The 26,791-nt window shown below is 58.5% G+C and carries 19 protein-coding genes and 3 pseudogenes; 10 read left to right on the top strand and 12 right to left on the bottom strand.

Annotation, left to right across the window (positions count from 1 at the left end):
- Nucleotides 1-267 precede the first annotated feature (267 nt).
- The 3 genes from QA642_RS40925 (at nucleotide 268) to QA642_RS40915 (ending at nucleotide 4,800) form a co-directional block, all read left to right on the top strand.
- Nucleotides 268-1,527, top strand: a complete 1,260-nt coding sequence (locus QA642_RS40925; RefSeq protein ID WP_283081892.1) for a Glu/Leu/Phe/Val dehydrogenase — start codon at nucleotides 268-270, stop codon at nucleotides 1,525-1,527.
- Nucleotides 1,528-1,927: 400 nt separating this feature from the next.
- Complete coding sequence (locus tag QA642_RS40920; protein ID WP_283081891.1) at nucleotides 1,928-3,859, top strand: methyl-accepting chemotaxis protein; 1,932 nt, start codon at nucleotides 1,928-1,930, stop codon at nucleotides 3,857-3,859.
- Nucleotides 3,860-3,915: 56 nt separating this feature from the next.
- Nucleotides 3,916-4,800, top strand: coding sequence for an MIP/aquaporin family protein (locus tag QA642_RS40915; RefSeq protein WP_349253820.1), 885 nt, complete (start codon nucleotides 3,916-3,918; stop codon nucleotides 4,798-4,800).
- Between the two features lie 809 nt (nucleotides 4,801-5,609).
- Here QA642_RS40915 and QA642_RS40910 read toward each other — a convergent pair.
- The gene (locus QA642_RS40910; protein WP_283081890.1) at nucleotides 5,610-5,912 is read right to left on the bottom strand and encodes a hypothetical protein; all 303 of its coding nucleotides are present in this window, start codon (nucleotides 5,910-5,912) and stop codon (nucleotides 5,610-5,612) included.
- A gap of 620 nt (nucleotides 5,913-6,532) precedes the next feature.
- Entirely contained in the window at nucleotides 6,533-8,359 is a 1,827-nt protein-coding gene (glmS, locus tag QA642_RS40905; RefSeq protein ID WP_283081889.1) for a glutamine--fructose-6-phosphate transaminase (isomerizing), read from the bottom strand.
- Between the two features lie 1,516 nt (nucleotides 8,360-9,875).
- Between glmS and QA642_RS40900 the strand changes: the two genes are divergently transcribed.
- From QA642_RS40900 to QA642_RS40890, 3 genes are read left to right on the top strand one after another with little or no spacing between them, the layout of a single operon-like run.
- Nucleotides 9,876-10,199, top strand: coding sequence for a hypothetical protein (locus QA642_RS40900; RefSeq protein ID WP_129146370.1), 324 nt, complete (start codon nucleotides 9,876-9,878; stop codon nucleotides 10,197-10,199).
- Nucleotides 10,196-11,092, top strand: coding sequence for a class I SAM-dependent methyltransferase (locus QA642_RS40895; RefSeq protein WP_283081888.1), 897 nt, complete (start codon nucleotides 10,196-10,198; stop codon nucleotides 11,090-11,092). The genes QA642_RS40900 and QA642_RS40895 overlap by 4 nt, the downstream gene beginning before the upstream one ends.
- Nucleotides 11,089-12,267 carry a peptidogalycan biosysnthesis protein gene (locus QA642_RS40890; RefSeq protein ID WP_283081887.1) on the top strand — a complete coding sequence of 393 codons (1,179 nt, stop codon included), beginning with the start codon at nucleotides 11,089-11,091 and terminating at the stop codon, nucleotides 12,265-12,267. Before QA642_RS40895 ends, QA642_RS40890 begins: the two co-directional genes overlap by 4 nt.
- A gap of 695 nt (nucleotides 12,268-12,962) precedes the next feature.
- Here QA642_RS40890 and QA642_RS40885 read toward each other — a convergent pair.
- Genes QA642_RS40885 through QA642_RS46665 form a run of 4 tightly spaced genes read right to left on the bottom strand, consistent with a single transcriptional unit; the run spans nucleotide 12,963 to nucleotide 15,318 of the window.
- Nucleotides 12,963-13,613 carry a tetratricopeptide repeat protein gene (locus QA642_RS40885; protein ID WP_349253819.1) on the bottom strand — a complete coding sequence of 217 codons (651 nt, stop codon included), beginning with the start codon at nucleotides 13,611-13,613 and terminating at the stop codon, nucleotides 12,963-12,965.
- Nucleotides 13,585-14,277, bottom strand: a complete 693-nt coding sequence (locus QA642_RS46675; RefSeq protein WP_349253818.1) for a type II and III secretion system protein — start codon at nucleotides 14,275-14,277, stop codon at nucleotides 13,585-13,587. Before QA642_RS46675 ends, QA642_RS40885 begins: the two co-directional genes overlap by 29 nt.
- Before the next feature lie 33 nt (nucleotides 14,278-14,310).
- Nucleotides 14,311-15,063 (bottom strand): secretin N-terminal domain-containing protein, encoded by a 753-nt coding sequence (locus QA642_RS46670; protein ID WP_349253817.1) that lies wholly within the window; start codon nucleotides 15,061-15,063, stop codon nucleotides 14,311-14,313.
- Nucleotides 15,064-15,318 carry a secretin N-terminal domain-containing protein gene (locus QA642_RS46665; protein ID WP_349253816.1) on the bottom strand — a complete coding sequence of 85 codons (255 nt, stop codon included), beginning with the start codon at nucleotides 15,316-15,318 and terminating at the stop codon, nucleotides 15,064-15,066. It abuts the gene before it with no gap.
- A 1,194-nt stretch (nucleotides 15,319-16,512) separates the two neighbouring features.
- On the opposite strand from QA642_RS46665, the gene QA642_RS40875 reads away from it, so the two are divergent.
- Nucleotides 16,513-16,836 (top strand): M4 family metallopeptidase, encoded by a 324-nt coding sequence (locus QA642_RS40875; RefSeq protein WP_283081886.1) that lies wholly within the window; start codon nucleotides 16,513-16,515, stop codon nucleotides 16,834-16,836.
- Between the two features lie 732 nt (nucleotides 16,837-17,568).
- Here QA642_RS40875 and QA642_RS40870 read toward each other — a convergent pair.
- Together QA642_RS40870 and QA642_RS40865 are read right to left on the bottom strand one after the other, a co-directional pair.
- A complete protein-coding gene (locus tag QA642_RS40870) occupies nucleotides 17,569-17,973 on the bottom strand; it encodes an SET domain-containing protein (protein WP_283087081.1) in 405 nt (134 codons plus the stop codon).
- 382 nt (nucleotides 17,974-18,355) lie between these two features.
- Nucleotides 18,356-19,576 carry an IS110 family transposase gene (locus QA642_RS40865; RefSeq protein ID WP_283081885.1) on the bottom strand — a complete coding sequence of 407 codons (1,221 nt, stop codon included), beginning with the start codon at nucleotides 19,574-19,576 and terminating at the stop codon, nucleotides 18,356-18,358.
- A gap of 240 nt (nucleotides 19,577-19,816) precedes the next feature.
- Between QA642_RS40865 and QA642_RS40860 the strand changes: the two are divergent.
- Nucleotides 19,817-20,020: pseudogene (locus tag QA642_RS40860) on the top strand (transposase); the annotation flags it as partial.
- Between the two features lie 1,055 nt (nucleotides 20,021-21,075).
- On the opposite strand, the pseudogene QA642_RS40855 reads toward QA642_RS40860, so the two are convergent.
- Nucleotides 21,076-22,001: pseudogene (locus QA642_RS40855) on the bottom strand (IS3 family transposase); the annotation flags it as partial.
- A 62-nt stretch (nucleotides 22,002-22,063) separates the two neighbouring features.
- Here QA642_RS40855 and QA642_RS40850 point away from each other — a divergent pair.
- On the top strand, nucleotides 22,064-23,116 hold the full coding sequence (locus tag QA642_RS40850; protein WP_283079773.1) for an IS110 family transposase: 1,053 nt from the start codon (nucleotides 22,064-22,066) through the stop codon (nucleotides 23,114-23,116).
- 242 nt (nucleotides 23,117-23,358) lie between these two features.
- Here QA642_RS40850 and QA642_RS40845 read toward each other — a convergent pair.
- Nucleotides 23,359-23,616, bottom strand: a pseudogene (locus QA642_RS40845) (transposase); the annotation flags it as partial.
- Nucleotides 23,617-23,661: 45 nt separating this feature from the next.
- On the opposite strand from QA642_RS40845, the gene QA642_RS40840 reads away from it, so the two are divergent.
- Nucleotides 23,662-24,039 carry a S41 family peptidase gene (locus QA642_RS40840; protein WP_283081884.1) on the top strand — a complete coding sequence of 126 codons (378 nt, stop codon included), beginning with the start codon at nucleotides 23,662-23,664 and terminating at the stop codon, nucleotides 24,037-24,039.
- Between the two features lie 216 nt (nucleotides 24,040-24,255).
- On the opposite strand, the gene QA642_RS40835 is transcribed toward QA642_RS40840, so the two are convergent.
- Together QA642_RS40835 and QA642_RS40830 are read right to left on the bottom strand one after the other, a co-directional pair.
- A complete protein-coding gene (locus QA642_RS40835; RefSeq protein ID WP_283081883.1) occupies nucleotides 24,256-24,906 on the bottom strand; it encodes a hypothetical protein in 651 nt (216 codons plus the stop codon).
- 23 nt (nucleotides 24,907-24,929) lie between these two features.
- A complete protein-coding gene (locus QA642_RS40830) occupies nucleotides 24,930-26,780 on the bottom strand; it encodes a hypothetical protein (RefSeq protein ID WP_283081882.1) in 1,851 nt (616 codons plus the stop codon).
- Nucleotides 26,781-26,791 lie beyond the last annotated feature (11 nt).

Below are 26,791 nucleotides of genomic sequence, written 5' to 3'. Positions count from 1 at the left end.
ATTGAGATGCCGCCGCCGCCCCTTTGGATACCAGAGTCGCAAGATGCTCCAGACCTTTCGCCTGCGACCACTTGGTTGCTGGCGATCGTGGCCACTCTCATCAATCTCGCTGTCGTTGCATTAGTCCTCTACTGGGCGTGAGCGCAAGCTGCGCTCTTGCGGTAACGCCGACTATCTCCACCTCCCGAAACCACATCACCGTTCAGGGTTCAAAAGCGTCCGGACGCATGAGCATCCAATTTTTCATATCCAGCTTGAGGAGCTAGCGTGACTTCATATCGTGGGCCAGTGTTCGAGATGGCCGTAAAGCAATTCGAGGTGATCGCGAACTACCTGAGCATACCGGATGATGCCAGACCGCGCCTGTTGCTGCCGAAGCGATCTGTCACAGTATCGTGTCCAATTCACCGGGATGATGGCACGACCGCGGTGTTCGAGGGCTACCGGGTACAGCATCATTTGACGCTTGGCCCGACAAAAGGGGGCACCAGGTTCGCGCCCACAGTCGACCTCGGCGAAGTTGCAGCACTCGCCATTTGGATGAGCTGGAAATGTGCCCTGGTCGGATTGCCGTATGGCGGGGCTAAGGGCGGAATCAATGTCGACCCCTCGACCTTGTCGAAGCGGGAGCTTGAGGCGCTGTCGCGCCGTTATATGCAGGAAATGATCCCGTTCGTTGGGCCGCACACCGATGTTATGGCTCCTGACCTCGGTACGAACGAGCAGATCATGGCCTGGTTCATGGACACATATTCGATGTACCAGGGCCAAACCGTCACCGAGATCGTGACGGGCAAGCCCGTCAGCGCCGGTGGAACGCTCGGCCGCCGTGAAGCGACAGGACGGGGTGTGGCTCATCTGGTCAGACGCGCTGCGGACGAACTCAAAATCCGTCTCAATGGCTCAACGGCCGTGGTTCAAGGATTTGGAAACGTCGGTTCGATCGCTGCGCTTGAGCTGCATAACATGGGAGTGAAAGTGATCGCGGTCAGCGATCACACCGGCGCGCTCTACCGCCCTCAAGGGCTCGACATACCGCAACTTGTCCGGCATGCTTCCTCGCAAGGAAGCCTTGATGGCTACTCCAACGAGCTCGCTTTCGATCCTGCGGAGATCCTGACCGTGCCGTGCGACGTGCTTGTTCCGGCTGCCGTCGAACGGGTCATCGACGCTGGAATGGCCGCTAAGCTGCGCTGCCGGATCCTTGCCGAAGGCGCCAACGGACCGACCACGCCGGAAGCTGACCGAATCCTGGAAGCACGCCAGGACGAGGTGTTCGTCATTCCCGATATTCTCTGCAATTCGGGAGGTGTTGTCGTCAGTTACTTTGAATGGGTGCAAGACCTTCAGCGATTGTTCTGGGAGGAGGAGGAAGTCATGCGCCGGGAGTATCAGCTCCTGGATCGAGCCTTCGATCGCGTCCTGGCGCGAAGCAAAGGCGAAAATCTGTTCAATCGCACCGCGGCCATGGCAATAGGCGTCGAGCGTGTTCGCGGTGCCAAGGAAACACGCGGACTGTTCCCGTAACAACCTAGTGTTTCCCTCGCGCGCAACCGCCGTGGGCCCCGATATGTTGCCGCTAGCCAAGCCACTTGAATGACGAGCTCCAACTGACCTGTGCTCTCGTCGTGATGGTTTTCTTTGCGAGCACCGATACACCCAATCCACTGGCGGGCCGATCTGTCTGCCATTTCGCCTAGACTTGGCTGGGCCGCTGCCGACATCGGCAGCAGCATTCTTCAGCGTTGAGTGACTGTCTCGCGTCTTACAGTGTTTCATCGTCCGCAGGATTGGCAAAGCACGCCATTTAGAAGGAAAGAAAGCATTGTTCTCAGCTCTCACACTTCGCGCACTTTCGTTTAAACCCACGTCATTGTGGCGCTTGCTCGAGCAGCCTAGACTGGCCAACCGAACATTTAGTGCCTCCTTGCGATTAAAGATCGGCCTGCTTGGCATTATCGCGGTCATTGCGACCGGCTCGATCTGCCTGGTCGGGCTGAATCGCGCAGCGCAGGTCCAGCACGATGCGGACGAGGCCGCTCGCGTCCGTGATCGGTTTGCGGCGCTCTCCCAGAGCTTTTTGGAATCGCAACATGTGACGACCGAATTCTTGCGTCGCCGCGACGATGCAATGATTGAGCGCCATGCGGAGCTGCTCAAGCAAGAAATGGCGATGCTCGGCGACATCGAAGCCTTTGCGGCGCGATTGCCTGAGGGCGACCCTCTCAAGAGCTCCTCCGGACTGCGGAGCGGGATCGACCTCTACGCCGCTCGGTTTCAGAACATCGTCTCGGCCGAGCGCGCGCTCGGTTTCAAGAGCGAGGAGGGGCTGCAGGGCGGGCTGCGTATAGCCGAGCTTCAGCTGAAAGGGCGGCTTGCCGCGCTCGACCAGCCAAGGTTGACCGCGCTCATGGAGACCATGCGCGGGTACGAGAAGGATTTCATGCTGCGCGGCGAAGAAAAATACAGCCAGGATTTTGACAAGACTGGCGCCGAGTTCGCCGGGCTGCTGGCCACCTCAGAGCTCTCACCGGGTATTCGCGCTGAACTTGAGGGTCTTCTCAAGGCCTATCAAGCCGCATTTTCTGCCTTCATGTTGGTCCAGCAGTCGCTGAACGATGAGATGGAGGATATTGCCAAGGTTTATGGCAGCCATCGACCGGCATTGGCACAGGCGATCGCAGAAGCCGATCGCCGAAACGCCGCGGCTGGCTTACGCGCGGCAAATGCCCGCGATCTCCTGTTTTGGCTGGTGCTTGGGGCAATGGGCCTGGTCGCGACCTTTGCGATGCTGTTCGGCCATCGCATTGGCAGTGCCATTTCACGGATGACGGCGGCGATGCGTCAGCTTGGTGCCGGTCAGTTCGAGGTTGTTCTGCCGGGCCTTGATCGTAAAGATGAGATCGGAGACATGGGACGTGCGGTCGAGGACTTCAAGCACGGCATGCGCCAGAAGGCCGAGCGCGACCTTGCCGAACAGTTGGAGCGCGACCGCCTGCAGGGCGAGCGAAGCCGCGCGGAGCTCGTGCGGCTTGCTGATGGCTTCGAGGCGGCCGTCGGTAACGTTATTGAGACGGTGGCTAACGCCTCCTGCCAGCTTGAAAGCGCGGCACTTGGCCTTACTCAATCGGCCAAACACACGACCGGCGTTTCGAGCCACGTCTCGACAGCATCCGACAGCGCCTCTTCCAACATCCAGCTCATTGCTGCCGCGACGGAACAGATGATGACCTCCGCCTCCGAAATTGGGCGACAGGTGCAGGAATCCTCGAAAATTGCGCTGGAGGCGGTCCGCCAGGCGACGCAGACTGACAGGCAGATGTCCGAGCTCACTGAAGCGGCCGAACGGATCGGCGACGTCGTTCGGCTCATAGCGAAAGTGGCACGCCAGACCAACCTGCTTGCCCTCAACGCCACGATTGAAGCCGCTCGTGCGGGCGAATACGGCACCGGCTTTGCGGTGGTCGCGCAGGAAGTCAAGGCTCTGGCGGATCAGACTTCTGATGCCACCTCGGAGATTGCTGCGCAAATCGGCTCTATGCAATTTGTCGCCCGCAAATCGGTGATTGAAATCGCTTCCATTGGCGCAACGATCGACCGCATTTCGCAGATCTCCGGTGCTGTGTCGGAGTCTGTTGAACAGCAGCTCTTGGCAACGCGCGAGATCGCGCAGAACATTCAACAGACCGTCGCGAGAACCTCGGACGTTGCGAGCGGAATGAGCCAGGTCGCCCATGCCGCCGGAACCACGGATACAGCGGCAAGCGGCGTCCTGCAGTCGGCGCAGGCGCTGTCCAAGGGTAGTTCTAAGTTGAAGGCTGAATTGAGCCGCTTCACTGCATCCTTGCGACGAGCGTGAAACGCCTACAGCGCAGCAATCGACGAGCCAAAATGTCTCTTGTGCAGGAACAGTCAATGCAGGCCGATGATCAGCGAGATGAAATGGCGCGAAAGAGCGGACTCAAGGAGATCGGTCCAACGAAAGGCGCCGCTCGGACAATTCTGATGCCGTCCATGGGACGGCGCATTGTGTCGGAGTGGCTCGGAACGGCGTTCCTTGTCGCTGCCGTGGTCGGGTCCGGGATCATGGCGCAACGGCTCGCCGGGGGCAACGTCGCGCTCGCGTTTCTCTGTAACACCATCTCCACTGGTGCGATCCTGGTGGTCCTGATCCTGGTCTTCGGTCCGCTCTCTGGAGCGCACTTCAATCCCGCAGTCAGTCTGGCCTTGACTTTGCGCGGCGAACTGACGTGGCGAGCCATGTGGGCCTATATTCTTGCGCAGATTTCCGGTTCGCTCGCGGGGGTCTTTGCGGCGCATTTGATGTTCGATATTCAGCTCTGGCAGGTCTCGCTCACACAACGAACGGGAGCCGGACAGTGGATCTCAGAAGCCGCCGCAACGTTCGGTTTGCTCGTCACGATCTTCGGCTGCGCGAGCCGAACTCCCGCTGCGGTCCCTTACGGCGTTGGCTTGTATGTAACTTCCGCTTACTGGTTCACCGCATCCACTTCGTTCGCCAATCCCGCGGTGACGATCGCACGGTCGCTGTCCGACACCTTTGCCGGCATCGCTCCGAGTAGCGTTGTTCCCTTCATCATCGCGCAACTGATTGGGCCATGGCAGCCGCAACGCTCGCTGCAGGGTTGTTTAATTGCGAGGCAGGCACTGCAGGTCAAAGCCAAGAGAATTCTTGAGGCGATCGAAGATCGGCCTATCCAACGGATGTATCGTCTCGGCCTTGCCGATCATCGACCAGAATTAAGATGTCCGTCATGGAAACTCCCTAAGTGGCCCTGAAGTGATACCCGGATGACACGATGATTGGAGACTTGACTTGCCGCGGGATCGCGCTCTCTATGAGAAATTGCACGCCTCACACTGCGACCTGGCGATAGCCAGTTCCAGCGCCCAGTATATCCTCAAGACGGGTGGCATTCCCTGTCGTTCCTGCGGCGGGGAAGCGTGCCGATCCAACAGATCGCCTTTACGACCACGATGATTGTTGCCTATGCTCGTCCATTTGCCGGAGGGCGGGGGAAGAGCATCATTTTCCCGGAGAGACTGCTGCAATACGGCAAGGCGCAATCGGCCTTCCATGAGCGCCTGCATATGCGCATACCGATGCGTCAACGATCTCGGTGCGGCCGCTCAAGGGCAGCGTGGTCACCGATATACAGTCGATCCGCGATGTTTCCTTCTCGCCCGACGAATTGAAGCTGCTCCTGGTCATGACGCAGGGCGTGTCCGGCCGGATTCGGCAGCGGCCGATATCCGGCGCAACGGAAGCTAGGGCCCCGAAGCCGCCCTGCGGCGTGGCATCAGGAGCCCAGGCTTAGGATGAAGAGGATCAGGTAACCCAAGGTCACCAGACCATATGCAAATGTATGCAAGTTTAGTTCCTTTGATCGTAGAGATTTGGGCCTCAAATCGAGGGAGACGATCACCGACCGTTCCGACTATTTAGCTGGATCCGAAGCTCTGACCGGGCGCATTCGGCAGATTCTTGCGGAATTGTTTTTTACTCCAGGCGCCGGAAAACCTGTCGGCGCAGCATAAGTAGGCCCTTCGCGGTGGCCGGCCGCGAGCGGGCCTTCAGCGCGCCACCGTCAGCGGATGGACCTGTATCCTGCCGAGTAACCTCTGCCGACCCTCTTGAACGTCGTCTCGCCGGCGGTATGAACAGCGAAGATCGCGGCCGCCCCTAACGGCTCCATCGTGTACAGGTCGAAGGCGCCGTGATCTAGCCGACAGCCAAGCGTTCGAGCGAATGCACCAACCACTGCACGGCCCGCAGAAAGCCACTGGTTGGTCTTTTCGACCGGAACGGCAACTTCGAGCATGCGAGCGCGTCCCATGCCCGCGACAAGCTTCTCAAGCCTTTCATCCTCGAGCCAGAAATACGTCGCCACCCCAGTTCTCAAGCAGCAGCTTTACGCCGCCGTCATCGATCCGTACCGGATTGAATCTCAATTATGCCGCTGCCAGGGCCGCTTCATCGAGGAGCAGTGCTGACCTCGCTGAATGAAGCCAAGGGCCCGCCGCAGCAGACGTGGCCGACTATCTCATTATCGTCCGTTGACACGTATACCGTAGCGGCCTTTTTAAACTTGCGCTCTGGGTGCTGCTCACCCTTACGAACCAGGTCCATCGTCCAGCGAATGAATGACAGTGAGGTCGCCGCGCAGATAAGCACGCCTCAACCGTTGTGCCGGCGAGTTCCAGCATGCGGGGGATCGGATGCGGCCAAGAAAAGCGGAATATTTTGAGCGCCGTTCGAAAGACAGCGTCCCGATGCCACGAAGTCTTGACCTTTATCCTGGATAGTCTCGCCCCGAGGGGAGCGCTGGCGCGGTGCTGATTAGGTGATGCAAGTGCTGAGCGGCGATCGCCCAAGTCCGGCGCCTTCCAGTTCAGCTTAGGTTCAAAGGCGAGAGCCTAGCTGTGGCGCGCTGGACGCAACACCGATGTCACCAACCGCTCAAGTACGCCGAGCGGTGATGAGCGTCGGATCGGCGAAAATCGAGGCAACCTATTCGACAGTGACCGACTTAGCGAGATTGCGTGGCTGGTCAACGTCTGTGCCCATCAGCAACCCAGTATGATACGCCAAGAGCTGCATCGGAATGTCATAAACTATCGGAGTAAAGCTTGTCCCCATGTCAGGCAATACGATGGTCGCGAGCGGGTTCACAGAGGCTGCCTCGGCCCCCTTTGCGTCGGTTATTAGGATGATGTTGCCGCCTCTTGCTGCAACTTCCTGCATGTTTGAGACCGTCTTTTGGAACAGCGGGTCGGGAGGGGCGATCACCACGACTGGCACACCGTCGCTGATCAACGCAATCGGACCGTGCTTAAGCTCGCCGGCAGCATAGCCGTCGGCGTGGATGTAAGCGATTTCTTTCAGCTTCAGCGCGCCTTCCAGCGCCAGCGGAAAGGAGCTGCCGCGACCGATGTATAGCACGCCGCGCGACTTGGCGACCTGCCGCGCAAGCTTCTCGATTTGTGATTCGGTTGCAAGTGCAGCTGTCATCAGGCGAGGAACTTCGACCAACTCTTGCACGAGCCTGGCCTCGCTGGCCCTGGACAATTCGCCACGCGATCTCCCGGTGGCGATCGCAACAGCCGCGAGCACGATCAATTGGCACGAGAAGGCTTTGGTCGAGGGGACGCCGATTTCGAGCCCGGCCAGCGTCTGCAGCACAGTCTCGCTCTCCCGCGCAATCGTCGACGTCGGCACGTTGACCACGGAGAGCGTGCGCAGTCCTTTCGATTTGGCAAAACGCAGCGCAGCCAGCGTATCAGCCGTCTCGCCGGATTGCGAAATGAGGATGACGAGATCGCGCTCGCGCAAGGGCGGTTCTCGGTAGCGGAATTCGGAGGCGACATCGACCTCGACGGGGATGTGGGCCAGCCGCTCGAACCAGTATTTGGCGATGTGGCCGGCATGGCTGGCGGAGCCGCAACCGGTGATCAGTATTCGACCAATGTCATTGAAGTCGAATGGGAGCGTCTGAGGCAATGCGACGCGATCGCCCGCCGGGTCGACATAGCGCGCCAGCGTATGGCCGGCGACTTCCGGCTGCTCGTGGATCTCCTTGATCATGAAATGAGGGTAGTTTGCCTTTTCGATGAGGGTCGGCGACGCTCTACATCTCAGCACCTCGCGATCGACGATGACGCCTTGCAGGTCATAGATCATGAAGGAGTTGCGGGTCAGAACGGCCCAGTCGCCGTCTTCCAAATGGGTAATGGTCTCTGTGAAAGGCGCAAGTGCAATCTCATCCGATGCCAGATACATTTCGCCATCGCCGTGACCGATAGCAAGTGGCGATCCGTTGCGAACGCCGATCAATAAATCGTCGCAGCCCTTGAACAGAAAAACCAGCGCGAACGCGCCCCGCAATTTGGGCAGCGAAGCCTTCACTGCGTCCTCAGGCGAATAGCCCTTAATCAGATGGGATTCGACCATGTGAGCGACGACCTCTGTATCGGTCTCGGAGGCGAATTGTGCACCCTTTCGTTCCAATTCAGCGCGCAGCTCAAGATAGTTCTCGATAATGCCGTTATGAACGACCGACACATTGTCGGTCGCATGCGGATGGGCGTTCTTCTCGCTCGGCTTTCCGTGGGTGGCCCAGCGGGTATGCCCGATGCCGATATGCCCAGACACCGGCTCGGCGCGCAGTCGGTTCTCTAACGCCTTGAGCTTGCCTTCGGCGCGCCGTCGGTAGAAATGACCGCCGTCCAGCGTTGCGACGCCTGCAGAGTCATAGCCCCGATACTCTAGCCGCTTCAGGGAAATGACTAATTGTTCAAAGACTGGACCGCGTCCCAAAATGCCGACAATTCCGCACATGTAGGTCAATAGGCTCCGCAGCTAACGTTGAACCAGCCGTCTTTCGAGGCGCAGGCGGCAAGCTAAGGGCGTTGGCAGGTCAATGATTCCTCCCCCATTTGCCTGACGCAGGCAGCAATTAGCATGCCAGTACCGAGCGACTTTACAAGCTATCGGGGCCGCGTCGCGGACGCGCTGTTCTGCGGATGTGATAATGCTGTGCAAGCATTCTGCACTCAGCAGAAAGCAATCGAAACAGCGCTGGCTCGCTGGCCGATCATCTGGTGCCTACCTCAATCGAGTAACACGGCTTGCAAAGCCGGACAGGGACCCTGCTGACGATCGCTCGGCACCTAAATGGAGCAGGGCCGGCGCAAGCGCCCAGACGCTTGGTCAGCGCGGCCAGATACCGACATCCGCTGTCGAGATCGCTGCCCCGATCCAACATCGATCGGTGGTCGTGAGTAGCCGAGAGGAATTCACGTTCGCCGGCGTGGTACATTCGGTCCACCCACTTTGCCTTGTTCTTTTATCGCCATGGCGGAAGCCGGCGAACGTGCCGAAATCTGCAGCTCGGCAAAACCCTCGTCCACAACTCTCCCTCGTGCGCACAAGACCTCTGAGCCGCCCTCGGCGCAACGCGATTTTCCTTCCTCAGCGCCATCGACAGGGCCGAGAGCAGGCGCTTGCCGCCTCGAACTGTTTTCTCCTCGCCCTCTTCACAGCTGTCTCTCTATGCAGACGAGTCTCGTGGGTCCGATGTGTTTTGAGGCGGAACACAGCTATCGGCGCTTTCGACGACTGTCTGCGTTTCCTTCCTACATTGCACTGGACAAAGAGGTAGGAAATCAGGCTGCCCATGACCTTGCCTCGCGATCTTAATAGCAGTGCGACTGCCATGCAGTCGCCGTGGTCATATTCAGCCGTGTCTGGATCAAGACGTGCGCGTGCGAAATGCGACAAGGCCGGCCAAGTATTCCGCCGTGCGGCGGAAGTGGTTGTTGTGTCCGCCTGCTACGCAAGTTGCATAAGCCGTTTGTGGCACGCACTTTGCTGAGGCCCTGCGCAAACTCGTTTCAATGTGGCCGTCTGGTACATAGCCGAGCCCGGAGTTCATATGGCGCTTAGTCGGTTAATCACATCAAGGCGATCGACAAGCCGTCAATTGAAAACCGGTCGGGTGCGCCGCGATTGCTTCTGTCGTTGGTGCCGTGCAGGACTTGGCCCTTACTCACGCCCTGGAGAGCGGCAGCGACGCGTAGGAATGCGCCGAGCATCACAGACGACCATCGGCAATCATCGAGCGCGCGCCAACTACCGCTCATGTTACCGGGGGCAACCTCATCGGTTTGTTCCTTTAGGGGACGAGGCGCTCTGCGCATTTTGCGCGAGCGCTTTCGCCGAGCGATATCCATCAGCTAAAGCGAGCAGCGCAAGAGCGTCGCCCTGGAATGCAGCGAGGCGATCGTCGCCTAGTCTCTTGGCTCAGCGCTGACCACTTGAACTTTGATATGCCACGAAACGAGAAGGATCGAAAATGGCTGTTGTCCGATTTGTATTTGCCGCACTGAAGCCGGGTGTCAGCGCAGCGGAGTATGAACGCTTCGAACGTGAGGTCGACTATGTCGTCGCCGGTAAATTGAAGACCATTGTCAGCTATTCGACGCACCGTATCACGGAAACCGGCGCCGGCATATCAGGCGGGCCGTGGGACTATATCGAGCGCATTGAGGTGACCGATCGCAAAGCCTATCAAGCTGAGCTCGCCGTCGTCGGCAAGAAAATGCTCGAAGAACTCTACGAAAAGTATCTCGACAGATCTAAAACAGTGTCGGTCTGGTCGGAACGGATCGAAGCATGAGTCTCGGATCCTCACCGCTCACAGCTAAAGTCGCGTTATCCGCCGGTTCTTGCCCGTCCCCCGAAGAAGAAACACTGGGTTCGTGCCAACATGAGTATGGCGAATCGAGAGCTGCGTCTGTGTCCGACAGCGCGGCCCAATTCGATGAATTTGCAAGCCTGCACGAGAATATGACTGAATGGCCCCTTCAGAAATACATCGAAGTGCCGAGCGTACTAGAGGTGATCGGCGATGTTGGTGGTCTGTCCATCCTAGATTTTGGGTGCGGCGCGGGAGCATATTCGCGAATACTTAAGCAACGCGGAGCAGCCTATGTTGTAGGATATGATCCGGCGCCAGGCATGCTAAACTACGCGCGGCGTCGCGCAGAGAAAGAGGCGATCAATCTCTCCTTCGTGACCCATCTCCATGCCAACATGGCAGCCCAGTTCGACTTGGTACTTGCATCTTATGTGCTACCCTATGCCGCTACCAAAACTGAGCTGGACAGCATGTGCGCTGAAATGGGCGGGCTGTTGCGTCCGGGCGGGCGCTTGATATCGTTGTCGACTCATCCAGCTTATAATCCACATCCAAACTGGTACGAACCCTGTGGCTTCAGGCTCGTCGTGGACGATCCTGAGAACCCATATTTAGAAGGTGGACGTATCAAGGTCGAGTTCTGCAAAAATGGAGAACAAGGCGGGGTATTCGCATGGCATTGGCCCGCTCCTTCTTTGGAGAGTTCATTAGCACAAGCCGGGTTCCGATCGTTGAAATGGCGAGAACTGTTTGTGCCAACGCACGCCCATATAGATCAGCTTCCCAAGGAGCTGCATGCATATCTCCAAAGCCCGCACGCCATCATCATTGAAGGCATCCGTGTCCCACGCCATGCGGAACGACACCCATGACGTTTGTACCATTCAGGAGCACATTGTCAGCCCCGTTCTCCTCAGCAGTCACGGAAGGTCTATGCGGCTTTGACGAGCATGAATGGGATGCCCTCGTCGGTGACAACAATTTCTATAATAGCTACCGGTGGCTGCGAGCCCTCGAACATTCGTTCGGCGCAACAGACGTGCTTGCGGTCCGCGGGCCGGCCGGAGTTGTGGCTGCGTGCACGCTTTGGGAGGGAGACCAATCACCTGGCTTGTTCTTCCTACCAGATTGCATGGCGGGAATTCCCGGCCCTTGGCAACAAAGCTTTCTCTGGCTAGGTGGTCGGCGCAATACCCACAACGAAATACCCTGCATTCAGGGCAGGCGAAGGTACGAGGCTTTAGGCGAGTTTGGACGCAGCGCTCTAAACTATGCTCAGGAGCGGGGATATACCGGCGTCGTAATGCCGTACATGCCCTACCCAGCGGCGGTGGAGTTCGCGGAGCATATCGGTGGGACGGTCGTTTTGCATTCTGCCGAAGCCTATCTAGAAGTGCCGCATACGGGGGTGACCGGGATGATGGCGCGCTCATGCGCGCATGATCGTAATCAAAGCAGGTCTGAGGTCGCGGCGTTCCGTCGAGCCGGGGGGAAGATCGGATGGGCCTCAGCCGAAGAACTCGATGACTCCATAGTCGCTGATCTCATAACTCAAAACAGGTCTCGACACGGAAGCACCCAGGGTCGCGACTGGATGGAAAGGATACTCGCCGGGCAGAGAAAGGCGGGTGTGTCGCAGTTCGGTGCCGCAGCAATTTCCGAGTGCAACAACGAGATAACCGGGCTGGCCGTTTTCTATCGCTTTGGAACGGCACTTCACTTGCGCTACTTCGGGGCAGACTACAGTCGCGATCTGAAGGATTACAGATATTTCGTCTTGTGCTATTACGAGCCCCTCGATTACGCTGCGGCGCGCGGTCTCACGACATTGCGGCTTTCTACCTCTTCGTTACGTGCGAAAGTGAACCGAGGGGCAAAGATCGAGCCGCAAGCGATCGTCATCAAGAGCGTTGGTGAACAGCACATCTGCGACTCTGACGTCAAACGGCACAATTTGCGCATGACCAGAGAATATCAGGATCAGTTTGCGGGCCATCTTTGCAGGGATTGGGAGTTGGTCGAGCGTTATCAAGTGCTGGGTGAGTAACTGCGAGATTGAGCAAGATTCGCCGAGATCTTGGGTAGGGTACGGTGCCCCTCGGCCTGACGCCAGGACTTGGACTGGAGATGGCGCGCCGGTTCTTTACCGGAGCGCGACCAAGGGGCACTTAAGGAGAAACTGCTGCGCACACTCCGTACACGGTGCTCGACGACGCCATGACATGGCTGACTGGAGTCTCGATGGTCCGCAGCGAGCTCTTTTGTGGCACGAGATTTCGCGTGATTTCCAAGCGCGGCGGGGCAACGCCGCAGCGGACCCGCGAACCGGTTCGAAAGGGCGGCCGGGGCGCTGCTTGCTTCGCGCAAGCGAGAGATCACGCCTGACGTTGATAGGCTTACGCGCGATCGGGTGCTCCCGGAAGGTGGCGGCAAGACTGCCAAGCATCACTCAGATGAACGGATTAGGTAACTTCCTCTGCCGCTGCGTGACACGCTGGCGTCTCTGCTCCAGCAATAGTTCCGGAGCAATTCCAGGAGTCCGACGACGCGGCTCGAGCCGAGGCCGTCTCAGGGCCGGCGACCAGCGTCTGGATCGATGCGCCACGTATGACGCTTTGTGACCTATGCTTAGTAGCATTGGCTGGGACCGTGCCGCCGCATCCGCACGAAACCGGCAATCGTCCCCACCCCCCTAGAAGACCTTTACGGCTGGAAGGCGCGACGCCTTCGCTGTGGGTTCAGCTAGGGCTTCCCGGCTGTACCACCGCGAGCGCCTCTAGATCGAATTGCGCGGCGCGCCGCTTCGTCCTTTGAGAACTGCAAGGGGGAGCTGCGCGTCCGGCCTGACCATGGACCTGGTGTCCACGCCAGCGCGCATGTCTGCCCCTGCGCGATCTCATTCATGGACATTTTGGACGCAATCGCGTTGCGCAAGCGGAGAAAATAATCCCTTTGAGCGCTGCGGGCCTGAGCTGCCGCAAGATTCATCCATTTATAGGCGAGAACGACATCCTGCGGGACGCCATGACCTTTGTCATACATCAGGCCAAGCATCGCCTGGGCAAATGGAATTCCGGCATTTGCGGCCTGAATATATAGGCCGACTGCAGCATCGTAGGCTTTTGGTGCGCCGAAGCCGTTTTCGTACATGAAGCCAAGCATCGCCTGTGCTTGCGCGTTGCCCCGTAACGCAAGTGGGGTGAGCTGGCCGACTGCCTTCTGATAGTTCCCATGTGCATAGGCGCTCCGTGCTGATGCAATGGGGTCTGCGCGTGCCGGCGCTAGCGCGACAAGCAGAGCCGTCATTTGCGCCGGCACGAGCCAGATAATGTTGCGTCGAGCAAACGGCGGCATATGACAATGATCAGCGAACGTTGCGGACACGCAGGTCATCTGTAATGCTCGCGCCGACTTCACCGCGAAACTTTGAACGTAGCTCCTCTGCCAGCTGATGCGCATCGTTGCCGGTCTGGATGATCTGGGGCCGAATGAAGATGATCAACTCCGTCCGCTGCCCCTTTTTACTCTGGTGTGAAAACGAATCACCAAGACCAGGAATCTCGTCAAGTAGCGGAATGCCGCTGCGATCCCCCTTCTGGTCTTCACTGATCAATCCGGCCAGGACCACGGTTTGGCCGTTTGCCACAGAGACCGCGCTCTTCACCTTGCGTTGGGACACGGTCGGCGTAAGCCCGGATGAACCGGCCGAGGATACGTGGCTGATCTCCTGTTCGATTTCAAGACTGACGTTTCCACTTGTGGTGATACGGGGAACAACACGAAGAATAATGCCTGTGTTGCGGTAGTCGATAGTGCTAACCGTGGCGCCGCTTTGCGATAGATAATTCGTCTTGCTAGTCTCGACCGGAACGACATCGCCGACCTGAAGGGTTGCAGGCTGGTTGTTGGTGACAACGAGTGACGGATTGGACAACACATTGACGCTGGTCACCCCGTGCAGCGCGCCGAGGATAATGGCCGGCTGGGACTCCGATCCGATCAAGAAGTTGATGCCCGGAATTGTGCGATTTAGCAGAGCGTTCGCTGCCTTATTCACCGCACCGCTGGTCGAGGTCGTAAGGATAGACCCCTAGTCGGCCTTCAATCCAAGCTGCTTGCTGGTCAGATAGCTCTGGACACCGTAACTCAGCTCGTTCGTGAGCTTTACTTCGGCGATCGTCGCCTCAATGCCGACCTGCAGCACGGGTTGATCGAGCTGCTTCAAGGTGGAACTGATGATCCGATAGTTTTCGCGACTGGCATAGATCAAGACAGAGTTATTCACGGTATCAGGGGTGATCCGCACGTTGGGCATGGCCGGCGGTCCACCACCGGTTGGTGTGTGAAGTCCATTGCTGGCATCCGCTCCGTTCGACGAATTCAAGCCTGAGGATGGGGTACTTACTCCGTTGCCGCCCGACCCGGGGGTGGACAGGCCGGCGGATGAGGGGAACGTATTGGCAGACAGCCGTTCGGCAACCGAGGTCGTGCGAGCGACCTCCTTATCGGCGATGTCGGTCGACGTCGAGGCGCTGCCGCCGAACATCTGGGTCAGCACCTTGGCCAAGTGGCGGGTGTCACCATAGCGGACGCGATAGACGCGAACGCCGGTTTGAGCCATGTCTGACTGATCGAGTCGATGGATCCAAGTCGCTACGGTCTGGAGCAAGGGCGGCTTGCGCGTTACGACCATGATGGCATTCAACCTAGAGATGACCTGGAGCTTCACAAGTTCATGACTAAGCCCGTTGTCGCCGGAGTCGATGATGGTCTCGAGCTCCGCGATCAGGGGCTCGGGCGCGGAATTGTTAATGGGATAGATGCCCACCGATTGGCCTTTCATCTAGTCGACATCAAAGGTCGAGGCGGTCTCGACGGCCGTTCGCCGCTCGGGTCCCGTCCCTTGGATCAGAAGCAGGTCTCGCGTGGAGTCCGCACGTACGCTTCCGGCGCGCGTTGCAAAGCTGTCCATTAGTTTGAGGATGGTTTTCGCTGCAACATATTGCAGCGGTACCACTGACACTCCATAGCCGGCTTCGGAACGACGAGCTTCGGCATCGAGGTGACCGGCTCCAGTGGCATTGCCGAGCGGCGTCACTTTGTATCCGCCGCCATCGCGTACCAGCGCAAGGCCGGAAAGTCGCAACGCTCTCGAGCACAAAAACGATGTCCGATCTGGGCACCGGTCGCGCGGACACCAGGCTGATTGTGGCCTGCTCGCGCGGATCGATGGTATAGCCGAGACCGAGAATGTCGCCGAGCATCACCTTTAGAACGGTGGCGACGGGCAAGTTCTCGAAGTTCAGATCGTAGCCGGGGGCATTTGGTGTCTGCTGCGGCCGCGCCTCCGTGACGTCAGAGATATCTGAACCCAAATAGGTGCTGCTTGCTACACCGTCTGCCTTGGGCGATGCTTGGAAAGCCGCGATCGGCTGTTCGCCCCGCGCAAGGATGTCGAGCGATGGCGAGATGCGGCTTGTGTACCGCACGTCGTTCTTTACAACTCTCGAGAGCGGCGCAGCAGCGCCACGTCCGACACGCCCTGTGTTGTTTATCGACGCTATCACAGGCGAAACGGTGAATTCCTATGAAAACATACAACGCGCACAAAAAGGAACGGGGCCTGGCGGAAATCCCAAGACTGGCCAGTACACCTATGGAAGTGAAACTGTTCCGCCCTTCGAAGTGAGCGAGCAGGGCAGCACTGCCAAATGGATAGTCCAGATGTTTTCACCGAGCACTTGCACAATTCTGAAAATGGTACAAACAAGCCCTTTACGTTCAGGTGTTACAACAACGCAGAGGACCCCACCAATGGCGCGTTCTCACCACTCAATGATGCCCAATTCTTTGGGAAGGTTGTTGTGGACATGTATAAGGACTGGTACGGCGTCAGTCCTTTGAAGCAGAAACTGCATTGCGCGTACACTACGGTAGCAACGAAGAGAACGCATTTTGGAATGGCAGCTCAATGACGTTTGGCGACGGGGAAACGAAGTACTACCCTCTCGTCGGCTTGGATGTCGTTGCCCATGAAGTGTCGCACGGGTTCACAGAACAGAATTCGCAACTCGAATATAAGTACCAGTCAGGTGGAATGAACGAGTCGTTTTCCGACATGGCAGGAGAAGCTGCCGAGTACTATTACTTCACAAGTATGGCGATACATTCGGAAGATCGGGGTCTGACTTGACGGTGCGGGCGGATGTTACCAAAAAAGCTGGCACGTCCTTGCGATATATGTGCGACCCGCCACAGGATGGCGTCTCTATAGACCATGTCTCCAAATACAATGAAAAATTGGACGTTCACCATTCTAGTGGAATGTACAACAAGGTGTTTTGTATCTTATCGGGATATCAAGAAGGCATTCCACGCGTTTGTTGTCGCGAATCAAGACTACTGGACGATGAACGCCACGTTTGAAAATGGTGCCGAAGGGGTGCTCCGGGCAGCGGATAAACTGAAGTATCAAACCAAGGATGCCGTCTTTGCATTTGATCAAGTAGGGATTAGTTGCGCCGTGGCTGCATTCCAGGGCGCTGGGATGTTGCTTGCAGACAAACCGCGTTGGGTCTGTGTCTCTGGCCCGACCGCTGCCGGCTCGGTAAACTGACAAGCGTATGACTTCCTCGGCGAGGACCAGATCTCGTTCGGGCCGAGGGATCTCCGGCGCATTGATTGGGAGAGAACCAGCGCCATGCAGCAAGAACTCAACCCTTGAACTTGCTGCCACGCTGGCGACGCCTTCGCGTCGAAGAACCCATCTCTTGGCGGAGTTCGAGGAGAACAGAGGGAGCGCGACGCCAACCGCTGGCTCCGCTACCTCACGGCTCATCTCAGCCAAACCGAGCGCATCGAGAGATACGTCGATCACCCGAACAGGTCGCTCTCGTCAATGAGGTCATCGAAGTTATTCGGGCTGCAGCGCCCGCTGTCCACGATCTGCTTCTTCATGAAGCGCCTCATCAATTCCCCTAGACAATTACCGGGAACATAACAGCAGCCCAGTGTTGTCACTGCCGGACTCATCGTGGACATTTGCGGAAAAGCGCGCCGGTAACGAAGTCTTAGATTGGCACAACACATGTGGAGGACTCCACGTAGGACGACGACCAACGTCGTCGGAAGCGCGTTGCCGACCGTGTGTCGCCGCACCGTGCACAGGATGTCTGTCGAACAAGACTCGTTGCAATCCTCAAGCTCGCCGAGGCCGCCAAGAAAAGCTGGGGCGCGTCGATGGCCACAACCCGTTGCGGAAAAACTCTCCCTGCGTAAATTCGCCAACGGAATCGAAGTCGCAGACGCAACTCAATCCACTACCACCTAGCCCACTACGGCAACAACATTACGGCGATAGCACTTTAGCCCACGATAAATCGCACCTTGGATCGAAAGACAAGTAATCGCAAGTGAGTTCTTCACCCGGTTGTACGTCACAGGCTGTGAAAATTCGGCAATGATCGTCTTGGTACGTGTTTGGTTGACTGCTGTGATTCATGAAACGGGCGTTGTCGGCATTGTATTCTAGAATACCATCGTCAACGTCGAGGTCTCTTGGATAGGCATGCTTGTCAAGCAAAGCTTGGAATGTTCGAGGTAAAGTTTCGTACTGTTCAGGTGTCACGGCAATGTCAACGATTGGATTGTGAATCCAAATCAATGCACCTTTAGGCAAAAGAGTAGCAGAGAAAAGTCCAATACCGCCAAACTGGTCTGGCTTCAAAATAGTTTCGACAATCAACACTGACATATCTCCCAAAGTCACTAACATCAGCAAGCTAACCAACCTAAGCCGTGCAATCTTCTGCAAAAATTGGTAGGGTCGTTTAATCGCGTCCCCCGTCACAATCTCGATTTTTCTTCGATCTCTGCATTCGTTTTCGGCAGCGGCTGCTACGGATCGGGATCTCGGCTGTCGCTCGAGGAGGAAATGCTGCAGGACTGGTGCCACGGTTCGGGTTCCGCGGTGGAGGTGCTGGAGAGGGCCTGCAAGAAAGTACCGGTAACGTGCCGCGTCGATCACCGCAGCGAATGGTGTCGCGCGATCTGGACACGTGAGCATATGAGCGCTGCGTCACGCTGGACTTATCACGCCCGGGCAAGCCGACCGACACGGATGTTGTAGACAAGCCCTATGTCGCAGAAGCCTTGCGGCGTCGGGATCGCGGCTTTGCCCGCCACCGGGACGTGAACCTCGTGTACTCCTTCTCGGCGGATTCCACGCGTGCTCGTTCCTCAGCCCTCTTCGCGGGGATGTTGTAATCATAGGCCGATCCACGCTTGGCATGGCTGGTGGGTAATCCAGCGCGCAGTTCGATGCTCCGGAACTTGCGCGCCAGCAAGGCCGGCCTGGTCCAGATGTAGTCAGTGCTCTTGGTCAGCATATGCCAGATGATCATCGCCAGCTTCCGCGCCGTCGCGACTGCCGCGATGTGCTTGCCGCGTCGTGAAGCCACGCGCCGGAAGAATGCACGCAGCGGTCCCGGCGAACGGGCTACAGCCCATGCCGCTTCGACGAGCATTCCGCGAGCTTGGCCGCGGCCCTGCTTGGTGATCCTGCCATGGTAGGCGGAGCCCTCGCCAGACTGCCTTACGCTCGGGTTTAGCCCCAGGTAGCTCACCAGCCTGGTCGGATCGGCAAAGCGCCGAATGTCGCCGACGGCCGCGGCCACGCCCGAAGCCACCGTCATATCCACACCCGGGAGCGTCATCAGCCGCCGAATGACCGGATCGGACATCGCTTCACGCGCGATATCCGCCTCGACCTCCTTCAACGAACCCTGGATCAGGTCGATCTGCGCCAGGTGCCGCTCGATTGCGGCACGCTCGTCGGGAGGTACTATCTGGGCGGCGATCCACCTGCGACCGCTGATCCCTACAAGGTTGAGGTGTGGACAGGGCGGAATGAGGTGGGCGTGAAGGATCGACTGAATGAGGTTTTTCAAGCGTACCCGCTGCCGCACGAGCTGCGTACGGCGCGCGACTTGGCGTCGAAGGGCCATAGTGCGCTCATTGGGTACCCAGACCTCCGGAAGAAATCCGGTGGCGTACAACTTCGCGAGCACGGCGGCATCAATCGCATCCGTCTTGATCTTTGCGTGCGCGATCAACCGCACCTGCTTCGGGTTGGCGATGACAACACGGTCGACATACGGCGCCAGAACTTCGACAACGGCCGCGGCATTGCCAGTCGCCTCGACGACCACGTGATCGTCATGGGTGAGTTCCTTCCTGGCGAAAGACTCCAAGCTGTCACGAGTCATGGGAATGCGGCCGAGCTTCGTTAGATGTCCCTCGAGCAGCGCCACGGCTTCGACCGCCACGCGATGGATGTCCATGCCAATGATGCGCATCTCTCCCTCCATGGTCAGTGCGAAAGGGAGCCGCGGGCAACACGACAATTGCGGATCCGCGCTCGCAGCGCATCCGGGCTAGTCGCAGGGGCGGCCAGATAACGACCTCGAACTCGCAGTTCATGTCAGTGCGACGGCCTGCCCGCACTTGCGTGCTCCCGGTGCCCCGAGGCCAGGATCGGTCTACGCTAATGGGCTAGATCGAGTCTGGAAACACGGGACACCGGCTACATCATGCCGGATAATGCTTTTATCGAAGCGTTCAATGGCCGCTTCCGGGCCGAATGCCTCAATGCCCATTGGTTTCTGTCGCTTGCGGACGCCCGGGAAAAGGTGGAGACTTGGCGCAGATACTACAACGAGGAGCGGCCCCATGGAGCCATCGGCAATCGGCCGCCGATTTTGCTGCAAAATCACGCCGGCGCCACCAGCCCGCCAACGTGATAAGAGCGCAAAACTCTAGTTCTGGGTGGTCCAAAGTTCGGTCTCGCTACACACGGCGCAAAACTCTAATTCTGGGTGGTCCAAAGTTCGCTCTCGCTGCAAAAGGCCTGAGACTCAAACCGCTGCGGGATGGGGGACAATTTCGCGGCGTATCCAAGAACGATGCGGTGACGCATGACCGATCTGCCGCTGGCCGTTTGGGTCGTACAGCTCCGGTGATCGCCCACCGCTTCCGCCGCAACGCCGTCCTGTGCGGGCGCCAGATCTTCACTGAGCGTTTCGCCGGCGAAATGGGTTCAGCATCTCGGTCTGGGGCTTAGCGGTCGACGGACGGGGGCTTTGCAAAAGGGCTGGTGCTGCAAGCAAGGCCAAGACTACGCGTTTTGTCCGACGCGCGAGCCGTTCGGAGGCCGATTGTCGGAAGGTGATAGGCAACTCACCAGCCCCGGCGGGGCGCATGAACGAATGGCTATGTTCTCAGCGTCGAGACCCCAGAGCGGAGCTGAACGCAAGGTAGACGTTCATTTCCCGGAATCGAAGGATTAGCCTCAAGGGATCATAGCCAACAGTCAATCGAACCATCAACCAGTGCGTGCCTTACTTGCTCGGCCCGTTCCCTAGACAGCTTCTCGGCCAATGATCCTTTAACAGCGCCGGCGCCTTGCGTTCTCGATCATAGACCATCCAGCCGATGGTCCCTCTTCGTACGAGGAACCTGGACCGTTGCGGAGTTAATTCGTGGCTCAATAGTTCCTCCTACATTGACCTGTTACGAAATCGCGCCGAGTGTCCCAAGGAAAGACGACACTCGTGTCACGAAAATACGCGGCGCCCTTTATTCCTGAGCCGGGACACTGAAATTCCCACGCAACAAATGCACTGCACGCCCTATGCCACGGCTCGAGGTAGTTTAACATCTGAAGATACACCTGAATCGGTCGCATACGCGCGCTTCGTACTCTCCGAGCTAAAGGAGGGGCGTGGACTTGGGACGAAGAACACGAGGCCGGGCTTCGTTGGAGGCATCGCTGAGATTGTGACCTGCCACTGAGATTTCATCCGATGGCGGTTAGAGCCTCGGGGTTTTGTACGCCAAGTGGGGCGGTTGGAGCAACGGACGATCGGCGGAGCTGGTCGGGGTTGCGCAGCCGATCGTCCGTTGCGGTGAGGTGGGCGGCATAGGCCGCGGGGGTGAGGTATTTCAGCGACGAGTGGGGACGCTGGAGATTGTAGTCGGCGACCCATTGGCGATCTTGGTGCGGGCGTCATCGAGATCGAAGAACAGGGTCTCGTTGAGTAGCTCATCGCGCATCCGGCCATTGAAGCTCTCGACGAAGCCGTTCTGCATCGGCTTTCCCGGCGCAATGAAGTCCCAATCGATGGCTGCGTCCTTGCACCAAGCGAGCATGGCGTTGCAGGTGAATTCGGTGCCATGGTCGGACACGATCATTCCTGGCTTGCCGCGTCGCTGGACGATTGCCGTCAGTTCGCGGGCCACGCGCCGCCCCGAGATCGACGTCTCCGGAATGGCGCCCAGGCATTCCTTGGTGACGTCGTCGACGATGTTGAGGATGCGGAAGCGTCGGCCATTGGCGAACTGGTCGTGGACGAAATCCAGCGACCAGCGCGCGTTCGGCCTCGCCTCGACCAGGATCGGGGCCCGGGTCCCCACCGCCTTGCGGCGAGCCCGCCGCTTGCGGACGGTGAGCCCTTCCTCGCGGTAAAGCCGGTAGATCCGGTTGATCCCCGATGGCTCGCCCTCCCGCCGCAGCAAGACGAACAACCGGCGATAGCCGAAACGCCGCCGCTCGTTGGCGAGATCGCGCAATCGGCCACGCAGAACTGCCTCCGGCGGGCGGCTGGAGCGATAGCGGATCATCTTCCGATCCGCCCCCACAATCGAGCAGGCCCGCCGTTCCGACAGGCTCATGACGGCCTGCAGATGCGCGATCGCAGCGCGCTTGGCGGCGGGCCCTACCATTAATGGGATGACCCGCCCCGTCCTCTCAGTCAGACTGAGTTGGCTTTTGAAAGGAGGAAGCAATGAGGACACGGAACAAGCCCAGGCCGGCAACGGTGTTTGGGATCGACATTGGCAAGAACCTTTTCCACGTCGTTGGACTCGACGCCGCCGGAATGCCGATCCAGAAGGCGACCTTTCGGCGCGATACGCTCTTGCAGTTCTTCGAACGTGCAGGACCGGCTTTGGTGGGGATGGAGGCCTGCTCCGGCTCGCAATGGTTGGCCCGCAAGATCGCCGCCATGGGGCACACCGTTCGCATTATCCCAGCTCAATTCGTGAAGCCATATGTGAAGTCCAACAAAAATGACATCATCGATGCCGCGGCGATCGCCGAAGCCGTGACGAGACCAACAATGCGCTTCGTCGAGCTAAGGTCGCCTGAGCACATTGACCTGCAAGCGCTGCATCGTGTTCGCGATCGGATGATGTCGCAACGGACGTGCCTCATAAATCAGATGCGCGCTTTTTGCCTGGAATATGGGATCGCTATTCACCAGGGCGCCGGCAAGTTCAAGGCAGATCTGCCGAGAGTTTTGGCAGATGAATCGAATGATCTAACGTCGGCCATGCGTCGCATTCTGGCATCTACATTCGACGAGCTGCGGCAGCTGGAGCTGCGGATCGCTGAAGTCAACCGCGAGATTGAGGCGGTTGCCTCTCAAAGCGATACCGCACGTCGATTAATGACTATCCCGGGCATTGGTCCACTCGCGGCGACGGCGCTTTTGGCAGCAGCTGGATCTGCCCGACAGTTCAAAAAGGCCCGCGATATGGCAGCTTGGCTGGGTCTTGTTCCCAGAGAATACTCTACGGGAGGCAAAACGAAGCTGCTGGGGATAAGCAAGCGCGGCAACCGATATCTGCGCCGGATGATCATCCACGGCGCCCGCTCCTGCGTGACACATCTTGATCGCTCGCGATATCACCTTGGCGCCTGGCTTGATGGACTTCAGGCACGCATGCACACCAACAAGGTCACCGTCGCCTTGGCGGCAAAGATTGCGCGGATCGCATGGGTGGTGATGACCAAGCCCGGCGCAAGCTACGAACGGCGGGATCCGGCCTTTAGCTGATCCCGTTTGTTCCAGACTGCGAGGCTCGTGAAAGTGATGACGAGACAGTCGATCGGCGCGCCGTAAGCCCTGTGCAAAAAAGCGGGTTTTGAGCCCGGACCATTTATCTGGGAACGGCACGCGCGGATCTCATCATGGCCTGGCCGCAACAGCGGCCCACTTGCAAGAGGCCGGATACATTTGTGCAGACTGCATCGTCCTGATCGAAACGACCCTTGCACGGGCGGGGCGGGTCATACATTTTTTGAAAGAAGCTCGCGAAGGGCGGCCGCGTCCAGCATCTGCTCGGCCAGAAGCTTCTTCAGCTTCGCGTTCTCCTCTTCCAGCGCCTTTAACCGCTTGGCCTCGGAAACGTCCATGCCGCCAAATTTGGCCTTCCAATTGTAGATCGTCGCCTCGGAGATTCCGTGCTTGCGAGCCAGGTCGGCCGTCTTCGCCCCAGCCTCATGCTCCTTCAGCACTGCGATTATCTGCTCTTCCGTGAACCTTGCTCGCTTCATCTGTCCGTCCTTCCTAAGGCCGGACTCTAACTCCTTCTGGAGGAAATGCTCAGTGGCAGGTCAATTGCACCAGCGCCAAATCACTACACGAAAAAGGTAGTCGTTGCTGTCAATGAAAATTCCTTCTCCGCTGCCGAATTTCTCGCAGCAATTATGCAAGATAACCATCAAGCTATCATTTTTGGTCAGCGAACTGGAGGAGCCGGAGGGCTAGTGCGCTCCGTTGAACTTTCGCCTGATTTCAAGAAAGCCGGCATTTCAGATTTCAAATTAACTTGGACACTTGCCTGGCGGAGCAGCGGATCTCCGATTGAAGATCTTGGTGTGACGCCAGACATATTCTACAACATCACCGTCGACGACCTTCGTTCCGGTTACGTAGGTTATCGTGAGGCATTGCTCGCGACTGCTGTCAAGCAGTAGATCAGTCGGCTTCTTCAGGGGTTTTGGAGTCTAATCTTTCCCAAGGATGCCCGACTGCCAGGTGCTATCTGCGGCGAATAAATTAATCCAGTACGTATCTGGATCGCCATCAATGGCTTTCCCGGTCAGGCTTATGTTGGCATTGTTGCTGCGTCTCCTCTAGGTAAATCGTTCTAGGCAATGACGGGAGTGGACGGCGTGTCCGGCGTGACGTGGTCAGCCCCCCTCTTTCGAGGTCGTTTTGCGGGGAAGGAATCCATCTCTTCCGACGGGGCCGGCGCGACCGTAGCGCGCGAAAAGGCGAACGACAGAATTGAACTCATAGGCTCGAATGTACTCCCAAAGCGCGGCACGCCCCTCATTGGAGAGATGATTGATCCTGTCACCGGGTTGCGGGATTTCGCCGAGCAGGACCAGCCAATACGAGAAGAGCTCGCCGAAGCCGACCGCCCCGATGACGTCGTAGCGAATGAGATGTTCGATCCGCTCCAGCCAGAGTAAAAAGTTGTCGAAAGCGGAGCGGACGGCCAGATTTCGGTCCGTGAATGTTTCCTTTTCGATTTCAGTTGGCATCAGCTTCCAGTGGACGGCGAGCGCGGTGGGCAGGTCACGGACGCCGAAGGTCTGGCCCTTCAGCGTGTCTTCCTTCCAAAACTGGGCGTTGCCATAGTCCAAAAGGCGCATGACGAAACGCACGTCCGCATCTTCGAAGAATTCCTTTGTTTGGTCGGATGCCGCCAGCGCGCGCTCGCGCTGACGGGTCAAGTTCGCTTGCTCGCTATTCATCCGATACTGATAGAGGCCGAAGGCAAAACCGGCTGCGGTCAAAGCCAGACCGATCAGTGCTGCTGCATTCGAGTCGGGCATAGCAGGGTCCTCAATGGTGAACGCTAGTGAGCTGTGTCGCCTTTCCCGCTTCCCTTGTAGGCTTTCGTCCCTAGGTAAGTCGCGTGGCTGATCAGCAGCACCGACGTGAAGGCACCTCCGGGATCGGGCAAGCTCTGGATTCCGGTCAGCAGCACGTCTGGTGCGAGTCCGCGGAGTTGCTCGACGAGCATCGCGAAATAGCCCAGGACCAGGGTGACAGTGAGCACGACATTTTGCAGCCGGGAAATATCGACGTCGCCCGAGTCGGCCACGTGTTCACCTACGAAGACGTCGGCAAGAGACGCCATCGTCGGGTCCGAACGGACTTCGACGGCTGAAGAGTCACTCGACACCGTCAGCAGGCCACGATCGGCCTGGTCGTTACTGTCCTTTGGCCTGCCACCGATCGTCGTGATCTGATCCGACGGAGAGCCGACCATTCCGAATGCCTTCGTATTCAGGATTAACGCGGAGATCATCGGTGAGGCAAAGGCGATCCCGAGTGCCGCGGCGATGGATGCCGGGATTTGGGGGAACGTACCTGGTCCGCCAAGGCCAACATTGAAAAGCGCCGCGGTGGCGAAGCCGCCAAGTGCGACGATGGTCCAGAGCGTCACTTGCGCCCGTGCCAGGGATACCCGGTTACGCTCGTCGACCCAGATGCCGACCATGCGCCCCTTGGTCCCCAGGCCAAGCGCGATGGCGAGTCCGGCAATACCGAGGGTCATCGCCAGAAATTGCACGATGATCGACCGCGTGCCGGGGGTGTCTCGCAGTCCGAGAAGCGCATTCGCGATGCCGGACCAAATGGACGTATTCGGCGTGATCGCGATAATGCCGGCATCGACTGCGCTACGCACCACAAGCTCGCACGACAGCGTCGCGTCCGTTGCGGCCGCGCCATCTGTTTCTGGCGGCTTCTTCGACGGCGGAGCCGCATTTGTGTCCGCCGCGGAAGGCCCATGGTCGAGGCAGCTCCGGATCGTAGCGAGAGCCACTCCGACCTTCGGGCCATACGGAACGATCGGCTGAGCGGGAGCGGCCGGCGCAGGCGATGCGGCGGCCGGCGGCACCTGCGCGGCCGGTGGGGCGGCCGGCGGAGGCGCGGCAGGGGCAACTGCGGCTGGCTTCACGTACTTGCCGCCGGCATCAAGGAAGCTGCAAACGCTCCGCTTCCAGTTGGGAAGCAGAGCTGCATCCGAGACGCAATTGTCGGCCAGCTTGTCGAGCACACGATACTGTATGTCGAGATTTCGGAGTTGGCTCCGTGCATTGCCGTCGCTCTGTCCCGACCATATGGCCGAGATGCCACCGAAAACGAAGATCAAGGCCGCGATCGAACCGAGCCACCATGCCGCTATCCTCATCGGCTTGGGAACGCTCCATGATCGCGGCGCCAGGCCGGTAAGGCTATACGACGAGGTGAAGCCAAGTTTGCCGGGAGCCTCTTCGCTCGTTCCATAGAGGCGGTACGTCAGGCCTGATTTGTCCTGGAATTCGAGGCCCTCGGTCCCGCCGGTCTTGTAGATCCAGTCGGGCGGCGTGCCGACGTCCTTCGACGGCGCGCCATTTCGATCGATTTGCCAGAGCGTTGCTTGCTTGGGCAATGCGACGGCGCCGTCGTAGCGGTTCTGCGAGATCTTTTCGGCAACGGCCTTCATGATCGTGTAGTTCGCCGCTTCGTCGGCAGGCAGCATGTTGCCGGCGATTTTCATTTGATCCTGAAGCCCGTCCCAGCGCGCAGCTACTGCAATGCCTGCGACGACCGACCAGAGGCGTTCCAACGATTTTGCTGAATCCGTTCCCTTTGCGGTCAATCCGCTCGTTTCTCCCAAAACGATTTTAGCGAGCCTCTCCACGTCCCCGTCAGCCATTTGGTCCCCCG

Source organism: Bradyrhizobium sp. CB2312, from assembly GCF_029714425.1.
GTDB lineage: Bacteria > Pseudomonadota > Alphaproteobacteria > Rhizobiales > Xanthobacteraceae > Bradyrhizobium.
This window is presented reverse-complemented; position numbering and strand designations above follow the sequence as displayed.